Source organism: Pedobacter indicus (genome assembly GCF_003449035.1).
Taxonomy (GTDB): Bacteria; Bacteroidota; Bacteroidia; order Sphingobacteriales; family Sphingobacteriaceae; genus Albibacterium; species Albibacterium indicum.
Genome location: NZ_QRGB01000001.1, coordinates 2065464 through 2082607, shown reverse-complemented (window position 1 = coordinate 2082607; position 17144 = coordinate 2065464). Strand labels below are relative to the sequence as shown.

Genomic DNA, 17144 nt, shown 5'->3' with positions numbered 1-17144 from the left:
TGGTCTCTTTCAGCGAACTACCCGTTTCCAAAAGTCTTGAATAAAGCCCAGACCATAGGCAATTAGTTGAATAAATGAAGCGATAACCGATAAGGCAGCTACCTGCAAACTTTTCGTTGTAGCCAATGCGTGAAAAAAAAGCAAGATGGTATAAATTAACAACAAGGTATTGCACAAAGGAGTAATACCCAAATCGAAAAGATTAGTGATGATCGTAAAGCCAAGAAAAAACACAAAGGCTGCTGGAAAAAAATGGACAACCTTCAGCTCAGATGGAAAATGTTTATAGATATTGATCCGGGCTCTTCCGAAAAAATGCAATTGCTTGTAAAACTGTAAGAAATCGGTTCTACGCTTATGATAGACCAAAGCATCTGGTATGAGAGCCGTTTTAAATCCGGCTTTTTGAATTCGGATGCTGTATTCAATATCCTCACCTAAACGAGTCAGCAAAAACCCTCCGACGGATTCCCAAACCTTTCGTGAAACCCCCATATTGAAACTTCTAGGATGAAAAACACCAATATGCTTTTTATTCCCTCGAATCCCCCCTGTTGTAAAGTGAGATGTCATTGAGTAACTGATCGCCTTTTGTACCGGAGTAAATGAATCATGCGCTGAGTCGGGGCCTCCGAAAGCATCCACATATGTATTTTCAAGAAACCGATTGACAATGCTTAGGTAGTTAGATGGCAAGATAACGTCCGAATCAAAGATTATGAAGTAATCGCCTTTGGCACGCTCAAACCCATAATTACGTGCGAAACCCTGTCCTTCGTTTTCCTTATAGTAGTAGCTTAGGGTAAGTTTATCTTGGTAGGACTTCACAATTTCATCAGCTTTCAGTTTTGATCCATCTTCGATAATCAAAACTTCGAAATCGGCATAATCCTGTCGGGTTAGACTAGCCAATAGTTCATCGATCTCTTGAGGGCGATTGTAGAGTGGAATTATAATCGAAAAAAACATCTTAGATTACGCGTTCGATTTGATAGTTATTCCTTTCTGAAGAACTTCGTGACACCAGCTCAGCAATAAATCCGGTAAGAAACAACTGACAACCTACAACAATAGCAACCAAGGCTAGGTAAAATAAAGGCTGATCCGTTACATCTCTATACTCAGTATGAGATGAAATAGCGGATAATTTTTGGTATAACAACCACAGAGTGATAACAAAACCGGCAAAAAAGCTTAGTGCCCCCATCGTTCCAAAAAAGTGCATCGGTCTTTTGCTGAACTTTCCGACGAAGAAAATAGAAATCAAGTCTAAAAAACCGTTGATAAAACGACTCATTCCGAACTTAGTCTTACCGTATTTTCGAGGATAATGCCTAACTACCTGCTCGCCAATTTTCTTAAATCCGGCCCACTTCGCTATAACCGGTATGTAACGGTGCATTTCGCCATACACTTCAATGCTTTTTACGACATCCAAACGGTAGGCTTTTAAACCACAGTTGAAATCATGTAAATTGTCAATCCCAGACATAGATCGGGTGACGGAGTTAAACAGCTTGGTCGGCAAGGTTTTCGAAAGAGGGTCGTGTCTTTCTTTTTTCCATCCTGAAACAAGATCATAGCCTTCGACAACAATCTTTCGATATAGTTCAGGTATTTCATCCGGACTGTCTTGCAGATCAGCATCCATCGTAATAACCACCTGTCCGGCTGCCATAGCAAAACCTGTGTTAAGAGCTGCAGATTTTCCATAATTGCGCCTAAACTTCACTGCAGTTATGGAAGGGTTTGCCGCCTTCAAGTCCTCAATTACCTGCCACGAGAGATCGGTACTCCCATCGTCAATAAAAATCAGTTCATAGCTCAATTTATTACCCCAACATACACGGTCGATCCACTCAGCTAATTCGGGTAGAGACTCTTCTTCGTTGTATAAGGGAACGACTATCGAAAGATCGATGTTTCTATTCATTTAGGGGATCTTCATTTTCGGGTTCGCGTGCGACAAAAACAGGACGATCTCTTTTAAAGATGGCAGCCCAGATCAAAGCACCGACAAAATATATTAAAGCAGAAATAGCAATCGACTGCAAAATATCCATAATCCCAGGATTGAATTGCTTTTCTAAGCCCTTTTCCATCTCGGCGATAGTCTCATCTATTACTTCCTGGTCGGTCGTCATGCTTTCCATCATTTCGGTGGTTGCATTTAGACTGATTTCGGTAATCTTGGCTGGATATTCAGGCTCAATCCATTTTCCAAAAATGATCGAAAAGAAATACACAACAACTGTCGGAATAATAAACAAAATAAAAATATTTTTCAACGCTTCTTTAAAGCTCCAGAACCCTCCGATTTGTTTTCTGATTTCTAGCGTAAAATAAATTGCCAGGCCTATACCTACGACAAACTGGATGATTGAGTGTTTCCAAGTACCCATAATTTGCGGCATACCGTAGTACACCAACAGAAAAACAACAATATTTATCGCAGACCAAATTAAACCATATTTTACTGCAAGAGATGTGGCCGAAATGTTGCCGTTTGAAGTTGTGTGATTCATGTCGATTAATTTAAGTTTATGATTGATTAAAAGCTACAACGAGGGCGTAAATAGCGGCATCAAAAGCTTTGTTTTTGCTATTATTTACAAATTCATCAAATTGTCCTTCCGTAGGTTCGGGTTCCGAGAAAAAACACATCATCGGATAGAACAGATCTTCCAGTTCTGTTTCCGGCTCTAAGCCCATTGCCACGCGGGCTATTTCTGAATAATTACTATCTACTAATATCTGATTTACAATAAATGGCTCGTAAATACGGTGTTCATCTTGAAATTCGTCTTCTTCAACCAAGAGAAACTCCTTCAAAAAATCATCGAGGTCTGGTTCAATCTTCTCGTCCTGACACTCACGCAAATACAATAGAAGATTTAATAATTCTGTACCGCGGTCTATTGTCTCATCTTCGATTCGTTCCCATTCTGCCGACTCCAAATAATCAGCTTCTAGCCTTTCAACATCTTTCGTAAAAAAGTTGATCAGCAGCAAATCGAAATAAGGTTCTCTTAAATCATCAAAATGCACAAAATCATCGAAAATCCTGTCCAAGAGACCTACTTTCTCCAAATAAGGAAGTTCGGCATCAAAGGCATCAAATACGCGAGATGAGAAAACATCTGACTTCTGGTTATTAACTTGCGTATATTCTTGAATAGACGCTTTTAAGGCTCTTTTTACTTGTTCATTCATAATCGTCACGATAGGTTCAACGTATGACCCTTGTTTACTAAAAGATCGACCTTGCCTTTCAATTTAGAGTTAAAAAGAGGGTTATTAGTGGCCTTTGATCGATTCGTATGCTGGTCAAATATCCATAATTCATCTGGATTAATCAAAATTAGATTTGCAGATGCATTCACTTCCAATGTAGGTTCAGGTAAATTCAATATTTTACGTGGGTTCACTGCTAATTTTTCGACAATCATTTCTAAAGACAAACCTACTTTTAACAATATTGGTAAGAGGGTTTGAAGGCCCGTGATTCCAAATTCAGCAATTTCAAACTCCACGGTTTTGAATTCAACCTCATGAGGGGTGTGTTGAGATACGATTGCGTCAATTGTTCCATCTTTCACTCCTTTTATTAATTCGGAACGATCCTTTTTAGTGCGTAATGGAGGTTTGACCTTATAATTACTGTCGAACGAGCTTACCTCTTCATCTGTGAAAAGTAAGTGATGAGCGGCAACGTCGCAAGTAACCCGCAAACCTTTCTTTTTGGCGCGGCGGATCAAATCGACCGATCCAGCACAGGTAATCGTACTAAAATGTATTGGGGTGTCATTATATTCGGCCAAAAATAAATCCCGTGAAATCATGACCTCTTCAGCCATATTCGGATTACCCTTCATTCCCAAATAGGTGCTCATCTCCCCTTCATTCATTTTTGTATTGCCCGCAATCGATTTATCTTCGGCATAAGAAAAAACCAATCCTCCGAAACCTTTGCTATACAACAAAGCTCTGCTCATTAAACCTGAATGTTGTATACTACGATTGCCATCACTAAAAGCAACTGCACCTGCCAGCCTCATGTCATAAAGCTCCGCCAATTCACCTCCTTCACGATTCTTACTGACCGCAGCAACCGGATAGACGTTAACAATTAAATCTCGTGTACTATTTACAATGAACGCTACTTCCGACCGACTATGGAGCGGTGGATTTGTATTAGGTTGAAGCGCGAGTTCGGTGAAACCACCCGCAGCCGCGGCGGCGGCCCCGGTGATCAAATCTTCCTTGGTTTCATAACCGGGTTCTCCAAAATTACAATTCAGATCAAAAAAGCCGGGAGCTAGAAACCGGTCACGAGCATTAATGACGTTTATATTTTTAACTGTAATCTTACCTGGTTTTTCAATCTTCTTAATAATTCCATTTTCAATAAGAACATCTGCCTGTTTTTTATAAAATGTGGAATTAGAAAAAAGAATTGTTGCATTCTTAACGATCAGCTTTTCCATAAAAATAAATTAAGACGGTGAGTGAAGCGAAACAATGAGAGACTCTTCATGACACGAAGAATGTCTTCGGCAGAAAAATAAGAAAAACGAACAGCTAAAACCGAGTAGTTTAATTCGTGGATTGTTCCCATTAAGAAACAAAAATACAAAATACTCACTAATACAGCGTGAATATTTTGTATTTTTCATTCCTAGATTGCACCGATTACCGTATTGTTTGGAATAACGGCTTTTTTCTTAATAACAACAATGCCGTCTCTCACCGTATAGGTATCAAAGTCTCCATCTTCTAGGTGCTTACCACCATTTATACGAACATCGTTACCGATGCAAGCACTTTTATCAATAATGGTGTTATCGATATAACAACGTTCACCCACACCGATGAGTGGTCTACCAACTCGCTGATATTGGGTTATCTCATCTAGGTCTTGGTAGTAGTCAGCCCCCATCATATATGTATTTCGAATAACCGTTCCCCTCCCAATTCGGGACCGGACCCCGATTACCGAACGTTCAACCTTGTCTGCATTGATAATACAGCCGTCCGCCACAATAACCCTATCCAATAAACAACCAGCAAATTTGGAAGGAGGCAACATCCTCGATCGAGAGAAAATCGTATTCGAATCAAAAAGATTGAAAGCTGGAATATCGTCCGTCAAACCAATATTTGCCTCAAAAAACGAGTCGATATTTCCGATATCAGTCCAATAACCATCGTATTGATAACTAAAAACATTGGACTTCTCGATTGCATAAGGAATAAGCTCCTTCCCAAAATCCAAACCATCGTTTTCTATTAACAGATCGGCCAATACCCCTTTGTCAAACATATAAATTCCCATTGAAGCTAAATATTCACGACCATTAGTCCGCATCTCCTCACTCACTTCCGATTTCCATTCACTTAATAGATCCGCACTCGGTTTTTCAATAAATGAAGTTATCTGACTTTCTTCATTTGACTTAAGAATACCAAAGGAGGTTGCATCTTTTGCGGATACGGGGATTGTCGCCAAGGTAATTTTTGCACTATTCTGAATATGGAAATCAATCAGTTTCTGAAAATTCATTTGATAAAGTTGATCCCCTGATAAAATGAGAATGTAGTCGTAGTCATGAACTTCCAGATAACGGCGAATTTTGCGCACGGCATCTGCGGTACCCTGATACCAACGATCTCCATCCATGTTTTGTTCCGCAGCGAGTATATCGACAAAACCCTTGTCAAAAACACTGAAGTTGTAGGTGTTTTTGATATGAGAATTCAGTGAAGCTGAATTGTACTGTGTAAGAACAAAAATACGATTCAATTCAGAATTCAAGCAATTGGATATTGGAATATCGACCAATCTATATTTACCCGCTATCGGAACGGCTGGTTTTGAACGAGTCAATGTCAGTGGGTTCAATCGCGTTCCCCGCCCTCCGCCTAGAACAATGGAAATTACATTCGATTTCATAATTTATTTTTTAGATCAACGATTTATAAATGTCAATATACTTTTGAGCAGATCTTTGCCATGAAAAATCTTGCTCCATCATTTTTTTTCGATTCCGATTTAGTTCAACCTTCCTTTTATGGATGGCAATCGCCTTCCCGATCGCCGAAGAGACTTCTGATACGCTCTCATTCTCAAATGAGATTCCCGTACCACCTAATGAAACATCGGTCACGGTATCGGCTAATCCACCCGTCTTTCGGACGATTGGCATCGTACCGTAACGCATGGCATATAGCTGATTTAAACCGCAAGGCTCTACCCTTGATGGCATAAAAAGGAAATCAGAGCTTGCATAGATCTGATGAGACAATGTTTCGTCGTAACCGATCTTGACAGCAACGCGGCCCGGATACGCATCTTGTAGGTTTAGTAATTCTCGCTCGAAAGCCAGACTACCTGATCCCAAAACCATAAAACTCAACTTGTCGGCATAGGTATTCATCATATCGTCAATAAAAAGAGGTAACAGATCAGCTCCTTTTTCATAAACCAGCCGGCCGATAAAAGAAAATAATGGTAAGCGATAAGAGAATCCAAATTGCTTACAAAATGCTTTTTTATTCTTTTGCTTGCCCTCAATTTCTTCATGCTGATAGTTATGATTTATCAGGGGGTCTTTCGATGGATCCCACACTTCAAAATCAATACCGTTGACAATTCCGTGCGCTTTCTGTTTCTCTGAGAAAAACAGTGTTTCTAAGCCATTGGCTTCATCGAATAGTTCTTCAAGATACCCTTCAGACACGGTCGTATATGCCCAACAACATTTAATCAGTGCAGCTAAGGGATTAATCACTCCATCCCAGTCGAGCAAGCCTCTGTGGTTCCAATCAAATTTCGGCATCAAAACTGCCTCCTGCCAGTCCATCCATCCTTGATACTGTCCATTGTGAACTGTACCAACGGTCGGTGTGCCTTTCAGTATTTCAAATTCATCACAATGCTCAATAAAAAAAGGGATTAGGCCGCTATGGTGATCGTGACAATGCAATAATAGTTGTCTATCCTTTTTGGCACATAACCAATGTAATAGCGCATATTGAAAAGCGATAAACTGGATATGTTCATCTGCGTAACCATAAACCTCTTTCCGGTCAAGCAAGCCAGGGATTTTGACAAGGAATAAATTAAAGCCCAAAACTTTTCCATTCTTGAGAACCTGATACCTATACAGTTGTGTACCGAGTCTGATCTCATCCGAGAATATAGCCTCAAACTCGTGTTCATTGACGAAATCTCGATCATACCAAGGCATAATGACCGATGCGTTTACAGATAAACGATTCTGGTATTTCGGCAAAGCACCAACAACATCTCCTAAACCACCAACTTTCGCCACAGGGTAGCATTCTGCGCTGATATGATATATATTCATTTTAGTCTATTTAGGTTCAGTTGCTTTACATCTTTTCAAAACGACACCACCCAGTGGTGGCAAGTTAATCTCAGCGGAAACCGGCTGATCCATCCAAACAATCGGGTCACTTTGTACCGGACTTTGATAAATACCAGACCCGTGGTAGATCTTATCGTCAGAATTTAATAGCACATTCCATGTTCCTGCTGAAGGTATTCCTACTCTAAAATTTTCATGTACCTGTGGAGTCATATTGAGAGCCACCAGTAAATCATCCATTGCATGCAGTCCCTTTCTCAAATACACAAGAATTGAATTTTCAGCATCGCCCACCTCTATCCATCGAAAACCGTCGTTCTTAAAAGAGATTTCATACAAAGAAGGCTCCGCACGATAGAGAAAATTCAATGCTTTTACAAATTCAAAAAGACCAATATGACCAGGATGCTGCATCAAGTGCCAATCCAGCGACTGATTAAAATTCCATTCAGAAGTCTGACCGAACTCACCTCCCATAAAAAGAAGCTTCGTACCGGGATGCGTGTACATGTATAGATACAAGAGTCGCAAGTTTGCAAATCTTTGCCAATCGTCACCCGGCATCTTATAAATCAATGAACGTTTTCCATGCACAACCTCGTCATGTGAAAGAGGAAGCATAAAATTCTCAGTAAAAGCGTAAACTGTACTAAAGGTTATCTTCCCGTGAGTATATTTTCGATAGATAGGGTCTTCACTAAAATACTCTAATGTGTCGTTCATCCACCCCATCATCCATTTCATACCGAATCCGAGCCCGCCACTAAAAGTTGGGCTACTTACACCTTGCCAAGCGGTTGATTCCTCGGCGATCGTCTGTACATCGGGATACTCTTGATAAACGGTTTCATTAAGCTCTTTCAGGAAACTAACGGCCTCCAGGTTTTCTCGTCCACCAAAGTCATTCGGCACCCATTCGCCTTCGCCCCTTGAATAATCTAAATAAAGCATAGACGCTACAGCATCGACCCGAAGACCGTCAACATGATAACGATCTAACCAAAAAAGTGCATTACTGATAAGGAACGAACGAACTTCATTCCGACCAAAATTAAAAATATAAGAATTCCAATCGGGGTGAAAGCCTTTTTTGGGATCGGCGTGTTCATACAAATGAGTTCCATCGAACTGATGAAGCCCATGGCTATCGCCTGGGAAATGAGAGGGCACCCAATCTAAGATAACGCCAATTCCGTGCAAATGAAGCTGCTCAATAAGGTACATGAAGTCTTGTGGTGCACCGAAACGTGAGGTTGGTGCAAAAAAGCCTGTTATCTGGTATCCCCAAGAGGGGGCATAAGGATGCTCCATAACCGGCATCAATTCAACATGCGTAAAACCACTCTCCAATATATACGGAATTAGTTTATCTGCGATTTGTCGATAGTCCAAAAATTCGTCGGGACTGGCTGGATCTCTTATCCACGAACCTAGATGCATTTCGTAAACGGCAATGGGTTTATTCAGCGCATTTTTTTCAAACCTGCTTTTTTGCCAATCCTCATCTTTCCATTCGTACCAAGTATGCTGAACAATTGAGGCTGTTTTCGGCGGCACCTCCCATTGCAATGCAAAAGGGTCGCCTTTTTCGAGTACGGCCCCGCTCTGCGTTACAATCGAGTATTTATAAATTTCACCAAGATCAACATTTGCGATAAAGCCCTCCCATATTCCAGACTCGTCCCAGCGAACATAGAGTGGATGTGCATAACGGTTCCATCCATTAAAATCACCAATAACGGAAACCGATTCAGCATTCGGTGCCCAAACAGCAAAATATGTCCCTTTATAGCCCTCATAATCTAAAACATGGGCACCTAGTCTTTCATAAAGTCTATAGTGCTTACCCGCTTTAAACAAACTAATATCGTAATCAGAGAACCTTGAAATAGCTTGAACAGAATCGGCCATATACCACTCCTTTCTTATCGTTTATGATACAATTATCTTATCAAAATTTTTGGGAGCGGTCAGTCGATAGATCCCATCTTCATTCCTTTGAAAATCAACCATATCATTATCTATCGAAATCTTATTTATCTCGAACGGGATCCCAATTAAGTTTATTTTATAATTGGTATACGGTTCAATATAGCGTCCCTCTCTTGTTTGCTGAATCGTAAGTGAGCTTTCGGTTCCATGTAACTTATATTTTTTATAAAGAAAATATTCGTCCTCATACGCATATGACTCGCCATCATCTTCATAGAGTGCGGATGTCAAACTTCCTTCCAGATAGTAGACCAGCAAACTCAACTCGTCGATTACCTTTTCATTAACATGTTGAACAATCGGATTAATTGGCAAAACGGCACCCGCTTTGATAAATAGCGGCATTCTGTCAAGTGGTGTATCAACCAAATGCTCCACCCCTCCATTCATAAGTTGATTGGACCAGTAATCATACCAATAACCAGTGGGTAAATAAATTGTTTTTTGTCGTTGTCCATCTTCCAAAACTGGCGATACCAATAGCTTGTCACCAAATGAAAACTCCTCTTCCCGATGATGATTACTATCGGATTGTTCCAACATGATCAAAGGCTTCAAAATGGGTGTTCCGTTAAGGGCGTGCTCATGAAACACCGTATAAATATACGATAGCAACTGATATCGGAGTTCGATGAATTTTCGGTTGATTGATTCATATTCTTCGCCAAAGCTCCATGGTTCTCTTTCTGCAGTATCTCCAGCGGAGTGAGCTCTCATAAATGGTGAAAACACGCCAAATTGTAGCCAGCGACTAAACAGCTCAGCACTGGGTTCTCCACTGAACCCTCCGATATCTGTTCCGCAAAAAGACAGTCCGGACATCGCTAACCGCTGTAATTGCAAAGATCCGATCTTCAGATGCTCCCAAGTTGCTATATTATCGCCCGTCCACACAGAAGCATAACGTTGAGTTCCTGAATAAGCCGCTCTGGTAATTGTAAAAGGACGTTTCCCGTGCAACAGTTTTTTCAAACCATCATAGGTGGCTCTCACCATTTGCATTCCATATACATTATGAGCTTTTCGGTGTGAGCCCCGCTTGCCATCAAAGTGATGACGGACATCATCAGGGAAGGTTCCCCGACCAAAAACAGCAGGTTCATTCATATCGTTCCAAACCCCGGAAACACCGCTCTCGACTAAATCTCTGTATAAGCTACCCCACCATTTTCGAACAGCCGGATTCGTAAAATCAGGAAATTTGCATCGTCCTGGCCATACATAACCTTCCATAAAATAATCATCACCACGCCTACAGAAATAGCTATTTTTATCTGCCTCCTTATATACCCAATAATTCTCATCTACTTTGATTCCGGGGTCGATCATGACAACGGTCTGAAAACCATCGGCAGACAGATCAGAAATCATCTTCTTGTGATCGGGGAAATATTTTTTATTCCAGGTAAAGCATCGGTATCCATCCATATAATCGATATCAAGATAAATGGCATCACATGGTATTTTTCGTTCTCTAAACTGCTTTGCTAAATCACGCACTTTACTTTCAGGATAGTAACTCCACCGACACTGGTGATACCCCAGAGCCCATTTGGGCGGCAGGTAATGTGTCCCCGTTAACAAATGATAGCGCTTAATCACATCTTCTATCGATGGCCCGTGAATGTAGTAGTATTGGAGCTCCCCGCCTTCAGACCAAAAGCTGGTTTTAGTAGGATCTTCGGCGGCAAAATCGAAATAGGTTTTAAAGGTATTGTCAAAAAATATTCCATAAGCTTCGCCATTCTTCAAGCCGATATAGAATGGTATGCTTTTATAAAGTGGGTCGCGATTAAATCCGAAAGAATATGTATCTGAGTTCCAATTGACCAAGCGCTTGCCTCGGAGATTCAAATGAGTCGGTTTATCGCCCAATCCGAAAAAGCTCTCATTTGATGCAGCCTCTTTCGTACAATAAACATAATAACCACCGAAATCGGCATTCTCTTCCCAATGCATGGGCGCGGCATCTTTACTAAACAATTTCCCATTGCGGTCAGAGAAAGCAACCAATGAACTTTCTTTCTCTATCAGACAGGTAACCGTATTGGTGCGGACTTGGTAGCTATTTTCGTCTTCGGTCAACTCAAAAAGATCGACATGTTTCGTAGAATTATCTACTGCGTAGGAGAAGTCGTCTAGAAAGCTCGAATTTGGAGCTAGACGAACTCGGACAATTTCGTCACTGACAACTTTCACTTCAATCGTCGCAGATCCATCGTGAAAGTAGAAGCTATTTGCCTGTTGAAGATATTGCCGGATTGGTTTCAGGTATTTTTTCTCGATGCTGGGTGGGTCCAATACTGGGTTATTCGTATGATGAATCTCTTCCTCATACTGGTTAGTCCACTCATCTCTGAGCTTTTGAGGTGTGTTAAACTTTTCAATCATAAATCTTTCGGTAATTCTTTGACCCAATTTACATTAATTCGGGCTAAATAGGAATGGTCAACAGAAATTAATATATATCACTATTCATTAATTGTAGAAATATAATAGGAGCAATTAAAAATTTGCCAATAAAAACAACATATTATTTTTAATTTAATTTGTATCCCACAAAAAAGCGACTATATTTGCAATTCAATGCAGCAAATTATTGTTAAAAAAGACATGAATTACGCAAAACGACATCATCTACATTTCCATCGCCATTGTGGCGATTTATATTAGTATGTTTCTACGTGGAGCGTAAACCCAAGTGTTAAATTTTTATTAATAATAATATCTTTTGAAAGCATTAAAAATAGCCATCCAAAAATCTGGCCGCCTAAATGAAAAATCAGTCGAACTTCTTAAGAATTGTGGCCTTTCTTTTGAAAACTACAAAAGTTCACTAATTACTTCTGTTGCCAACTTTCCTCTTGAAATTCTCTTTTTGAGAGACGATGATATACCTGAATATGTACAAGACGGTATCGCCGATCTAGGCATTGTTGGAGAAAATGTTATTCAGGAAAAAGAAGTTTCAGTTGAATATCTGCAAGAGTTGGGCTTTGGAAAATGTACTTTGAAAATTGCAATCCCAAAAGAAAAACCTCTTAATTATATTGATGATCTAAATGGAAAATCGATTGCTACTTCCTATCCGGTCATTCTTCAAAAATTTTTGGATCAGCATAAAATCCAGGCAGATATTCGCACGATATCGGGATCTGTTGAAATTGGCCCTGGTTTGGGGTTGAGCGATGCCATTTGTGACATTGTTTCTACAGGAAGCACATTGAAAAACAACGGTTTGGAGCCTTTTGCCGATGTGCTGTCATCTCAGGCTATCCTGATTGGAAAAAAGGATGTAAAAGAGCATGAAGTTGTTTGCGAGCTTTTACAGCGTATCCAGTCCGTTTTACGGGCTAAAGAGACGAAATATGTAGTCTTGAATGTAAAAAAAGCCGGGCTCCCTTCCATTTTAGAATTACTTCCAGGCGTTAAAAGCCCGACGGTTGTTCCATTAGCGGAGAAGGATTGGGTGGCTGTTCACACGGTTATTTCAGAGCAGGACTTCTGGGAAAAAATTAACAACCTTAAATCTGTCGGTGCCCAAGGTATTGTTGTTATGCCAATTGAAAAAATCATTATGTAACCCGAAACGGTTGATACATTAATAAGATATGGCTATGATACCCTGTTTTGAATATAAAAACCTGAGTAAACAAAAAATTGATGAACTGATTGTCAGAAACAACGACACTGATTACAAAATCAGAAGCCAGGTGGAGGCGATCATCGATTCGGTAAAAAGTGACGGAGATAAAGCTTTGGTTGATTTTGCTAAACGCTTTGACAACACCAAATTAACGGAGCTTGCTTATCGACAAGATGAGATTGACAATGCAGTCAGCAAGGTAGAGCGTCCCGCTGCCCGTGCTCTGGAAATCGCTTTTAATAATATTTATGCCTTTCACAAAGGACAACTCCGACGAGAGAAAAAAATAGAGACAAGCAAGGGTGTGATTTGCTGGCGTGAAAACCGGCCCATAGAGCGTGTTGGATTATACATACCAGGAGGCTCAGCGGTTTTACCGAGTACATTTTTAATGTTAGGAACGCCCGCCCGTATTGCTGGGGTCTCGAAGATTGTGGTATGTACGCCGCCGCAAGCAAACGGTGAGTTGAACCCATTTATTGCTTATTGTGCAAAGCTGCTAAAAATAGATACTATCTACAAAGCGGGTGGAGCTCAAGCGATTGCTGCTATGGCGTTCGGCACAGAAAGTATCCCGAAGGTTGATAAAATATTCGGTCCAGGAAATCAATACGTCACGCAGGCCAAATCTCTGATACAAACCCTATCAACAACGGCCATTGACATGCCCGCAGGGCCGTCAGAAGTAATTGTTGTAGGTGATAAAACCAGTAGACCCGCTTTTGTGGCTGCCGATCTATTAGCACAAGCCGAACACGGTACAGACAGTCAAGCAATTTTGCTCACCAGTGATTATCAATTAATCGATAAAGTAAAAGCGGAGATCGAAAAGCAATTAGTTGACTTGCCAAGGAAAGAAATAGCTCTTCAAGCGCTTCACAACTCCTATATGATGAGTTTCGAAAGTATAGAAGAATTAATGGTTTTTTGCAACAACTATGCCCCAGAGCATTTGATTTTATCGGTTGATAACCCAGCGAGTTACAATTCATTAATAACCAACGCGGGCTCAGTATTTTATGGGCACCTCACACCTGAAAGCATGGGTGATTATGCTTCTGGAACCAACCATACTTTGCCCACGAGTGCATACGCAAAAGCATATTCGGGTGTTTCGGTTGACTCTTTTGTCAAGAAGATCACGTTTCAAGAGATTAATGAAGAAGGTATCCGAAATTTAGGACCAGTAGTAGAATCTTTGGCAGCGATTGAAGGTCTGGATGCTCATAAAAACGCAGTAAGTATCCGATTGCAACAGATTAATAACAGGTAAATTGTTCGATATGTCCAATTTCAATATTCAATCAATTTTACGGGAAAACATTAAAAACTTAACCCCATACTCTAGTGCGCGCCATGAGTATACGGGCTCGGCATCCGTCTTTCTGGATGCCAATGAGAACCCTTATGGTTCTGCTTTAAAGCAAAACTACAATCGCTATCCTGACCCGTTTCAGGAGAAGTTAAAGACAGCACTCAGCAAAATAAAAGGCGTACCTCCCTATAATACTTTTATCGGTAATGGTAGTGACGAAGCAATTGACATATTAATACGCGCATTTTGTCGGCCTGGTGTTGATAACATCATGGTATTCCCACCAACATATGGCATGTACGAGGTTTCGGCCAATATCAATGATGTAGAGATAAAGAAGGTAAATCTTACACCTCAATATCAACTAGACCTAGATAGCATTGCGGATACGATCGACCAGAATACAAAGATCATATTCTTGTGTTCACCTAATAACCCAACTGGGAATTCAATTTTTCGGGAGGATATTGAGATTGTGTTAAACAACTTTAACGGGATCGTGGTGGTCGACGAAGCCTATATTAACTATTCTAGACAGAAATCATTTATTCAAGAATTGACCGAATATGGAAATCTTGTTGTTTTACAAACACTTTCCAAGGCTTGGGGCTTAGCAGGTCTGCGTATCGGAATAGCTTTTGCCAGTCAAGAAATTATCGATATTTTCAATAGAATAAAACCTCCATACAATGTAAATCAGGCTTCACAGCAGCTGGCATTGGATGCATTAACGAACATTGATCAGATAAACCAATGGATTCGAGAAACTATTGATGAACGATCACTTTTGGTCAAAAATCTGCTCAAGTTTGATTTTATTGAGCATGTATATCCTTCTGACGCGAACTTTATTTTAGTTAGAACCAATAACCCTTTAAAAATTTACCAGCATTTAAATCAAATGGGAATTATTGTTCGGGATCGTTCGAAAGTTTCTCTTTGTGAGGGCTGCTTACGTATCACCATTGGCACACCAGAGGAAAACAATCGTCTTTTGGAAGTTTTAAAAGAATTTAAATAAAATATGTCACAAGTAGAAAATACCCCACCAATAAAACTTCTTTTTATCGATCGAGACGGAACAATTATTATTGAACCTGACGATGAACAAATTGATAGTTTCAATAAGTTGCGCTTTTACCCAGAGGCTATCCAATACCTTGTTCGAATTGCGAAGGAATTGGATTACAAATTGGTACTGGTCAGCAATCAAGATGGTTTGGGGACAGAATCTCATCCCTTAGAGAATTTTCAACCCGTCCATGATTTTATTATTCAGACATTGCAATCGGAAGGGGTTGAGTTTTTAGCGGAACATATCGACCGTACATGGCCTCATGAAAATGCTCCTACAAGAAAACCTGGAACGGCATTACTAACTGAATATTTGGAAAATGATGATCGATACGATATTGCAAACTCCTTTGTTATAGGAGATCGGATAAACGATGTTAAGTTAGCTGAGAACTTAGGTGCAAAAGCAATTTGGTTAAACAATAATCCTCATTTAGGCAGCAAGGAAAATCACATCCTTAATAAGGAAGTGGTGGCATTGGAAAGCGGATCGTGGAAAAGTATCTACGAATTCCTGAAAGTCGGCAAAAGGAAAGTTAGTCATGCGCGGAAAACCAATGAGACAGACATCGTGATCGAGCTTGACATCGATGGTAGTGGAAAATCATCTATCGACACCGGTATTGCTTTTTTTGATCATATGCTGGATCAGATTGCACGACATGGAGGTCTCGATTTGAAAATTGTCACGAAAGGCGATTTGCATATCGATGAACACCATACGATTGAAGATACGGGAATAGCATTAGGAGAAGCTTTTCTATCGGGACTAGGTGATAAAAGAGGGATTGGGCGTTACGGATTTTGCTTACCTATGGATGATTGTCTGGCACAAGTTGCGATCGATTTTGGTGGTAGAAACTGGTTGGTTTGGGACGCTGAGTTTAATCGCGAAAAAATCGGGGAAATGCCGACGGAAATGTTCTCACATTTCTTCAAATCATTCTCCGATGCTGCGAAGTGCAACCTGAATATTCAAGCGGAGGGCAATAACGAACACCATAAAATTGAATCGATATTCAAAGCTTTTGCTAAATGTATTAAAATGGCTGTAAAACGTGATGTTGACAATATGCAGTTACCAAGCACAAAAGGATTGTTATAAATGAATATGGTCGGAACAGGAACATCCATCGGCATTGTCAATTACGGTGCAGGTAATATCTTTTCACTAACGGCTGCACTGAGACGTCAGAATATTCACTATGGCATAGTTAATGTACCTGAAGAATTGGATTGTTTTGATCGTATTATTATTCCCGGTGTAGGGCATGCCGCAAAAGCAATGGAGAAACTGGAACACTTTAAAATGGTTCAAGCTATCAAAGAGATAAAAAAACCCGTATTAGGTATCTGTTTGGGTATGCAGCTTTTGACAAGCTTCTCAGAAGAAGGAAATACAATGCTGCTTGATCTAGTGCCCCTTACAACTGCAGCTTTTGACAAAAAGATTGAGTTAAAAGTTCCACATATGGGGTGGAATATGATCCATTTCGAACAGGCATCACCAATTCTGACTGATATCGAAAATACCACCTATTTTTATTTTGTTCACTCGTTTTATATTGAATATAATCCTAAATTTACCGTCGCATCATGCAATTATGGATTAAACTTTTCTGCAATCATACAAAATGAAAACTTTTATGGAGTTCAGTTTCACCCTGAAAAGTCAGGTAAAGCCGGAGAAACTCTTCTGAAAAATTTCGCCACACTTTAAAAATAT

Annotated in this window: 14 protein-coding genes; 5 read left to right on the top strand and 9 right to left on the bottom strand. The window is 40.2% G+C overall.

The genetic code is table 11. The features are described from left to right. Window positions 1-9 precede the first annotated feature (9 nt). The 9 genes from D3P12_RS09385 to D3P12_RS09345 all read right to left on the bottom strand — a co-directional run bounded on the left by D3P12_RS09385 (window position 10) and on the right by D3P12_RS09345 (window position 11774). On the bottom strand, window positions 10-969 hold the full coding sequence (locus D3P12_RS09385) for a glycosyltransferase (protein WP_118194911.1): 960 nt from the start codon (window positions 967-969) through the stop codon (window positions 10-12). Between the two features lies 1 nt (window position 970). Next, window positions 971-1921, bottom strand: coding sequence for a glycosyltransferase family 2 protein (locus D3P12_RS09380; protein ID WP_118197050.1), 951 nt, complete (start codon window positions 1919-1921; stop codon window positions 971-973). 4 nt (window positions 1922-1925) lie between these two features. Continuing rightward, complete coding sequence (locus D3P12_RS09375; RefSeq protein ID WP_118194909.1) at window positions 1926-2525, bottom strand: DUF4199 domain-containing protein; 600 nt, start codon at window positions 2523-2525, stop codon at window positions 1926-1928. 16 nt (window positions 2526-2541) lie between these two features. Continuing rightward, window positions 2542-3213, bottom strand: a complete 672-nt coding sequence (locus D3P12_RS09370; RefSeq protein WP_118197049.1) for a hypothetical protein — start codon at window positions 3211-3213, stop codon at window positions 2542-2544. 5 nt (window positions 3214-3218) lie between these two features. Next, entirely contained in the window at window positions 3219-4487 is a 1269-nt protein-coding gene (locus tag D3P12_RS09365) for a dihydroorotase (protein WP_118194907.1), read from the bottom strand. 191 nt (window positions 4488-4678) lie between these two features. Then, a complete protein-coding gene (locus D3P12_RS09360; protein ID WP_118194905.1) occupies window positions 4679-5953 on the bottom strand; it encodes a glucose-1-phosphate adenylyltransferase in 1275 nt (424 codons plus the stop codon). A 10-nt stretch (window positions 5954-5963) separates the two neighbouring features. Then, a complete protein-coding gene (locus D3P12_RS09355) occupies window positions 5964-7370 on the bottom strand; it encodes a glycogen synthase (protein WP_118194903.1) in 1407 nt (468 codons plus the stop codon). A gap of 6 nt (window positions 7371-7376) precedes the next feature. Next, on the bottom strand, window positions 7377-9302 hold the full coding sequence (glgB, locus tag D3P12_RS09350) for a 1,4-alpha-glucan branching protein GlgB (protein ID WP_118194901.1): 1926 nt from the start codon (window positions 9300-9302) through the stop codon (window positions 7377-7379). 21 nt (window positions 9303-9323) lie between these two features. Next, window positions 9324-11774: a glycoside hydrolase family 31 protein gene (locus D3P12_RS09345; protein ID WP_118194899.1), complete on the bottom strand. Its 2451-nt coding sequence runs from the start codon at window positions 11772-11774 to the stop codon at window positions 9324-9326. Window positions 11775-12114: 340 nt separating this feature from the next. On the opposite strand from D3P12_RS09345, the gene hisG reads away from it, so the two are divergent. From hisG to hisH, 5 genes are read left to right on the top strand one after another with little or no spacing between them, the layout of a single operon-like run. Continuing rightward, complete coding sequence (gene hisG / locus D3P12_RS09340) at window positions 12115-12966, top strand: ATP phosphoribosyltransferase (protein WP_118194897.1); 852 nt, start codon at window positions 12115-12117, stop codon at window positions 12964-12966. Window positions 12967-13000: 34 nt separating this feature from the next. Beyond that, window positions 13001-14302, top strand: coding sequence for a histidinol dehydrogenase (gene hisD, locus D3P12_RS09335; RefSeq protein ID WP_118197048.1), 1302 nt, complete (start codon window positions 13001-13003; stop codon window positions 14300-14302). Between the two features lie 10 nt (window positions 14303-14312). Next, entirely contained in the window at window positions 14313-15365 is a 1053-nt protein-coding gene (gene hisC / locus D3P12_RS09330; protein WP_118194895.1) for a histidinol-phosphate transaminase, read from the top strand. Between the two features lie 3 nt (window positions 15366-15368). Further along, complete coding sequence (hisB, locus tag D3P12_RS09325) at window positions 15369-16523, top strand: bifunctional histidinol-phosphatase/imidazoleglycerol-phosphate dehydratase HisB (protein ID WP_118194893.1); 1155 nt, start codon at window positions 15369-15371, stop codon at window positions 16521-16523. Continuing rightward, entirely contained in the window at window positions 16524-17138 is a 615-nt protein-coding gene (gene hisH / locus D3P12_RS09320; protein WP_245977421.1) for an imidazole glycerol phosphate synthase subunit HisH, read from the top strand. It begins immediately after the preceding gene. Window positions 17139-17144 lie beyond the last annotated feature (6 nt).

Bases quoted from the DNA above. Each gene is read 5' to 3' on its own strand.
- hisH (WP_245977421.1), top strand. From the start codon at position 16,524: ATGAATATGGTCGGAACAGGAACATCCATCGGCATTGTCAATTACGGT.
- D3P12_RS09375 (WP_118194909.1), bottom strand. From the start codon at position 2,525: ATGAATCACACAACTTCAAACGGCAACATTTCGGCCACATCTCTTGCA.
- hisD (WP_118197048.1), top strand. From the start codon at position 13,001: ATGATACCCTGTTTTGAATATAAAAACCTGAGTAAACAAAAAATTGAT.
- D3P12_RS09345 (WP_118194899.1), bottom strand. From the start codon at position 11,774: ATGATTGAAAAGTTTAACACACCTCAAAAGCTCAGAGATGAGTGGACT.
- D3P12_RS09355 (WP_118194903.1), bottom strand. From the start codon at position 7,370: ATGAATATATATCATATCAGCGCAGAATGCTACCCTGTGGCGAAAGTT.
- hisB (WP_118194893.1), top strand. From the start codon at position 15,369: ATGTCACAAGTAGAAAATACCCCACCAATAAAACTTCTTTTTATCGAT.
- D3P12_RS09385 (WP_118194911.1), bottom strand. From the start codon at position 969: ATGTTTTTTTCGATTATAATTCCACTCTACAATCGCCCTCAAGAGATC.
- D3P12_RS09365 (WP_118194907.1), bottom strand. From the start codon at position 4,487: ATGGAAAAGCTGATCGTTAAGAATGCAACAATTCTTTTTTCTAATTCC.
- D3P12_RS09370 (WP_118197049.1), bottom strand. From the start codon at position 3,213: ATGAATGAACAAGTAAAAAGAGCCTTAAAAGCGTCTATTCAAGAATAT.
- D3P12_RS09360 (WP_118194905.1), bottom strand. From the start codon at position 5,953: ATGAAATCGAATGTAATTTCCATTGTTCTAGGCGGAGGGCGGGGAACG.
- glgB (WP_118194901.1), bottom strand. From the start codon at position 9,302: ATGGCCGATTCTGTTCAAGCTATTTCAAGGTTCTCTGATTACGATATT.
- hisC (WP_118194895.1), top strand. From the start codon at position 14,313: ATGTCCAATTTCAATATTCAATCAATTTTACGGGAAAACATTAAAAAC.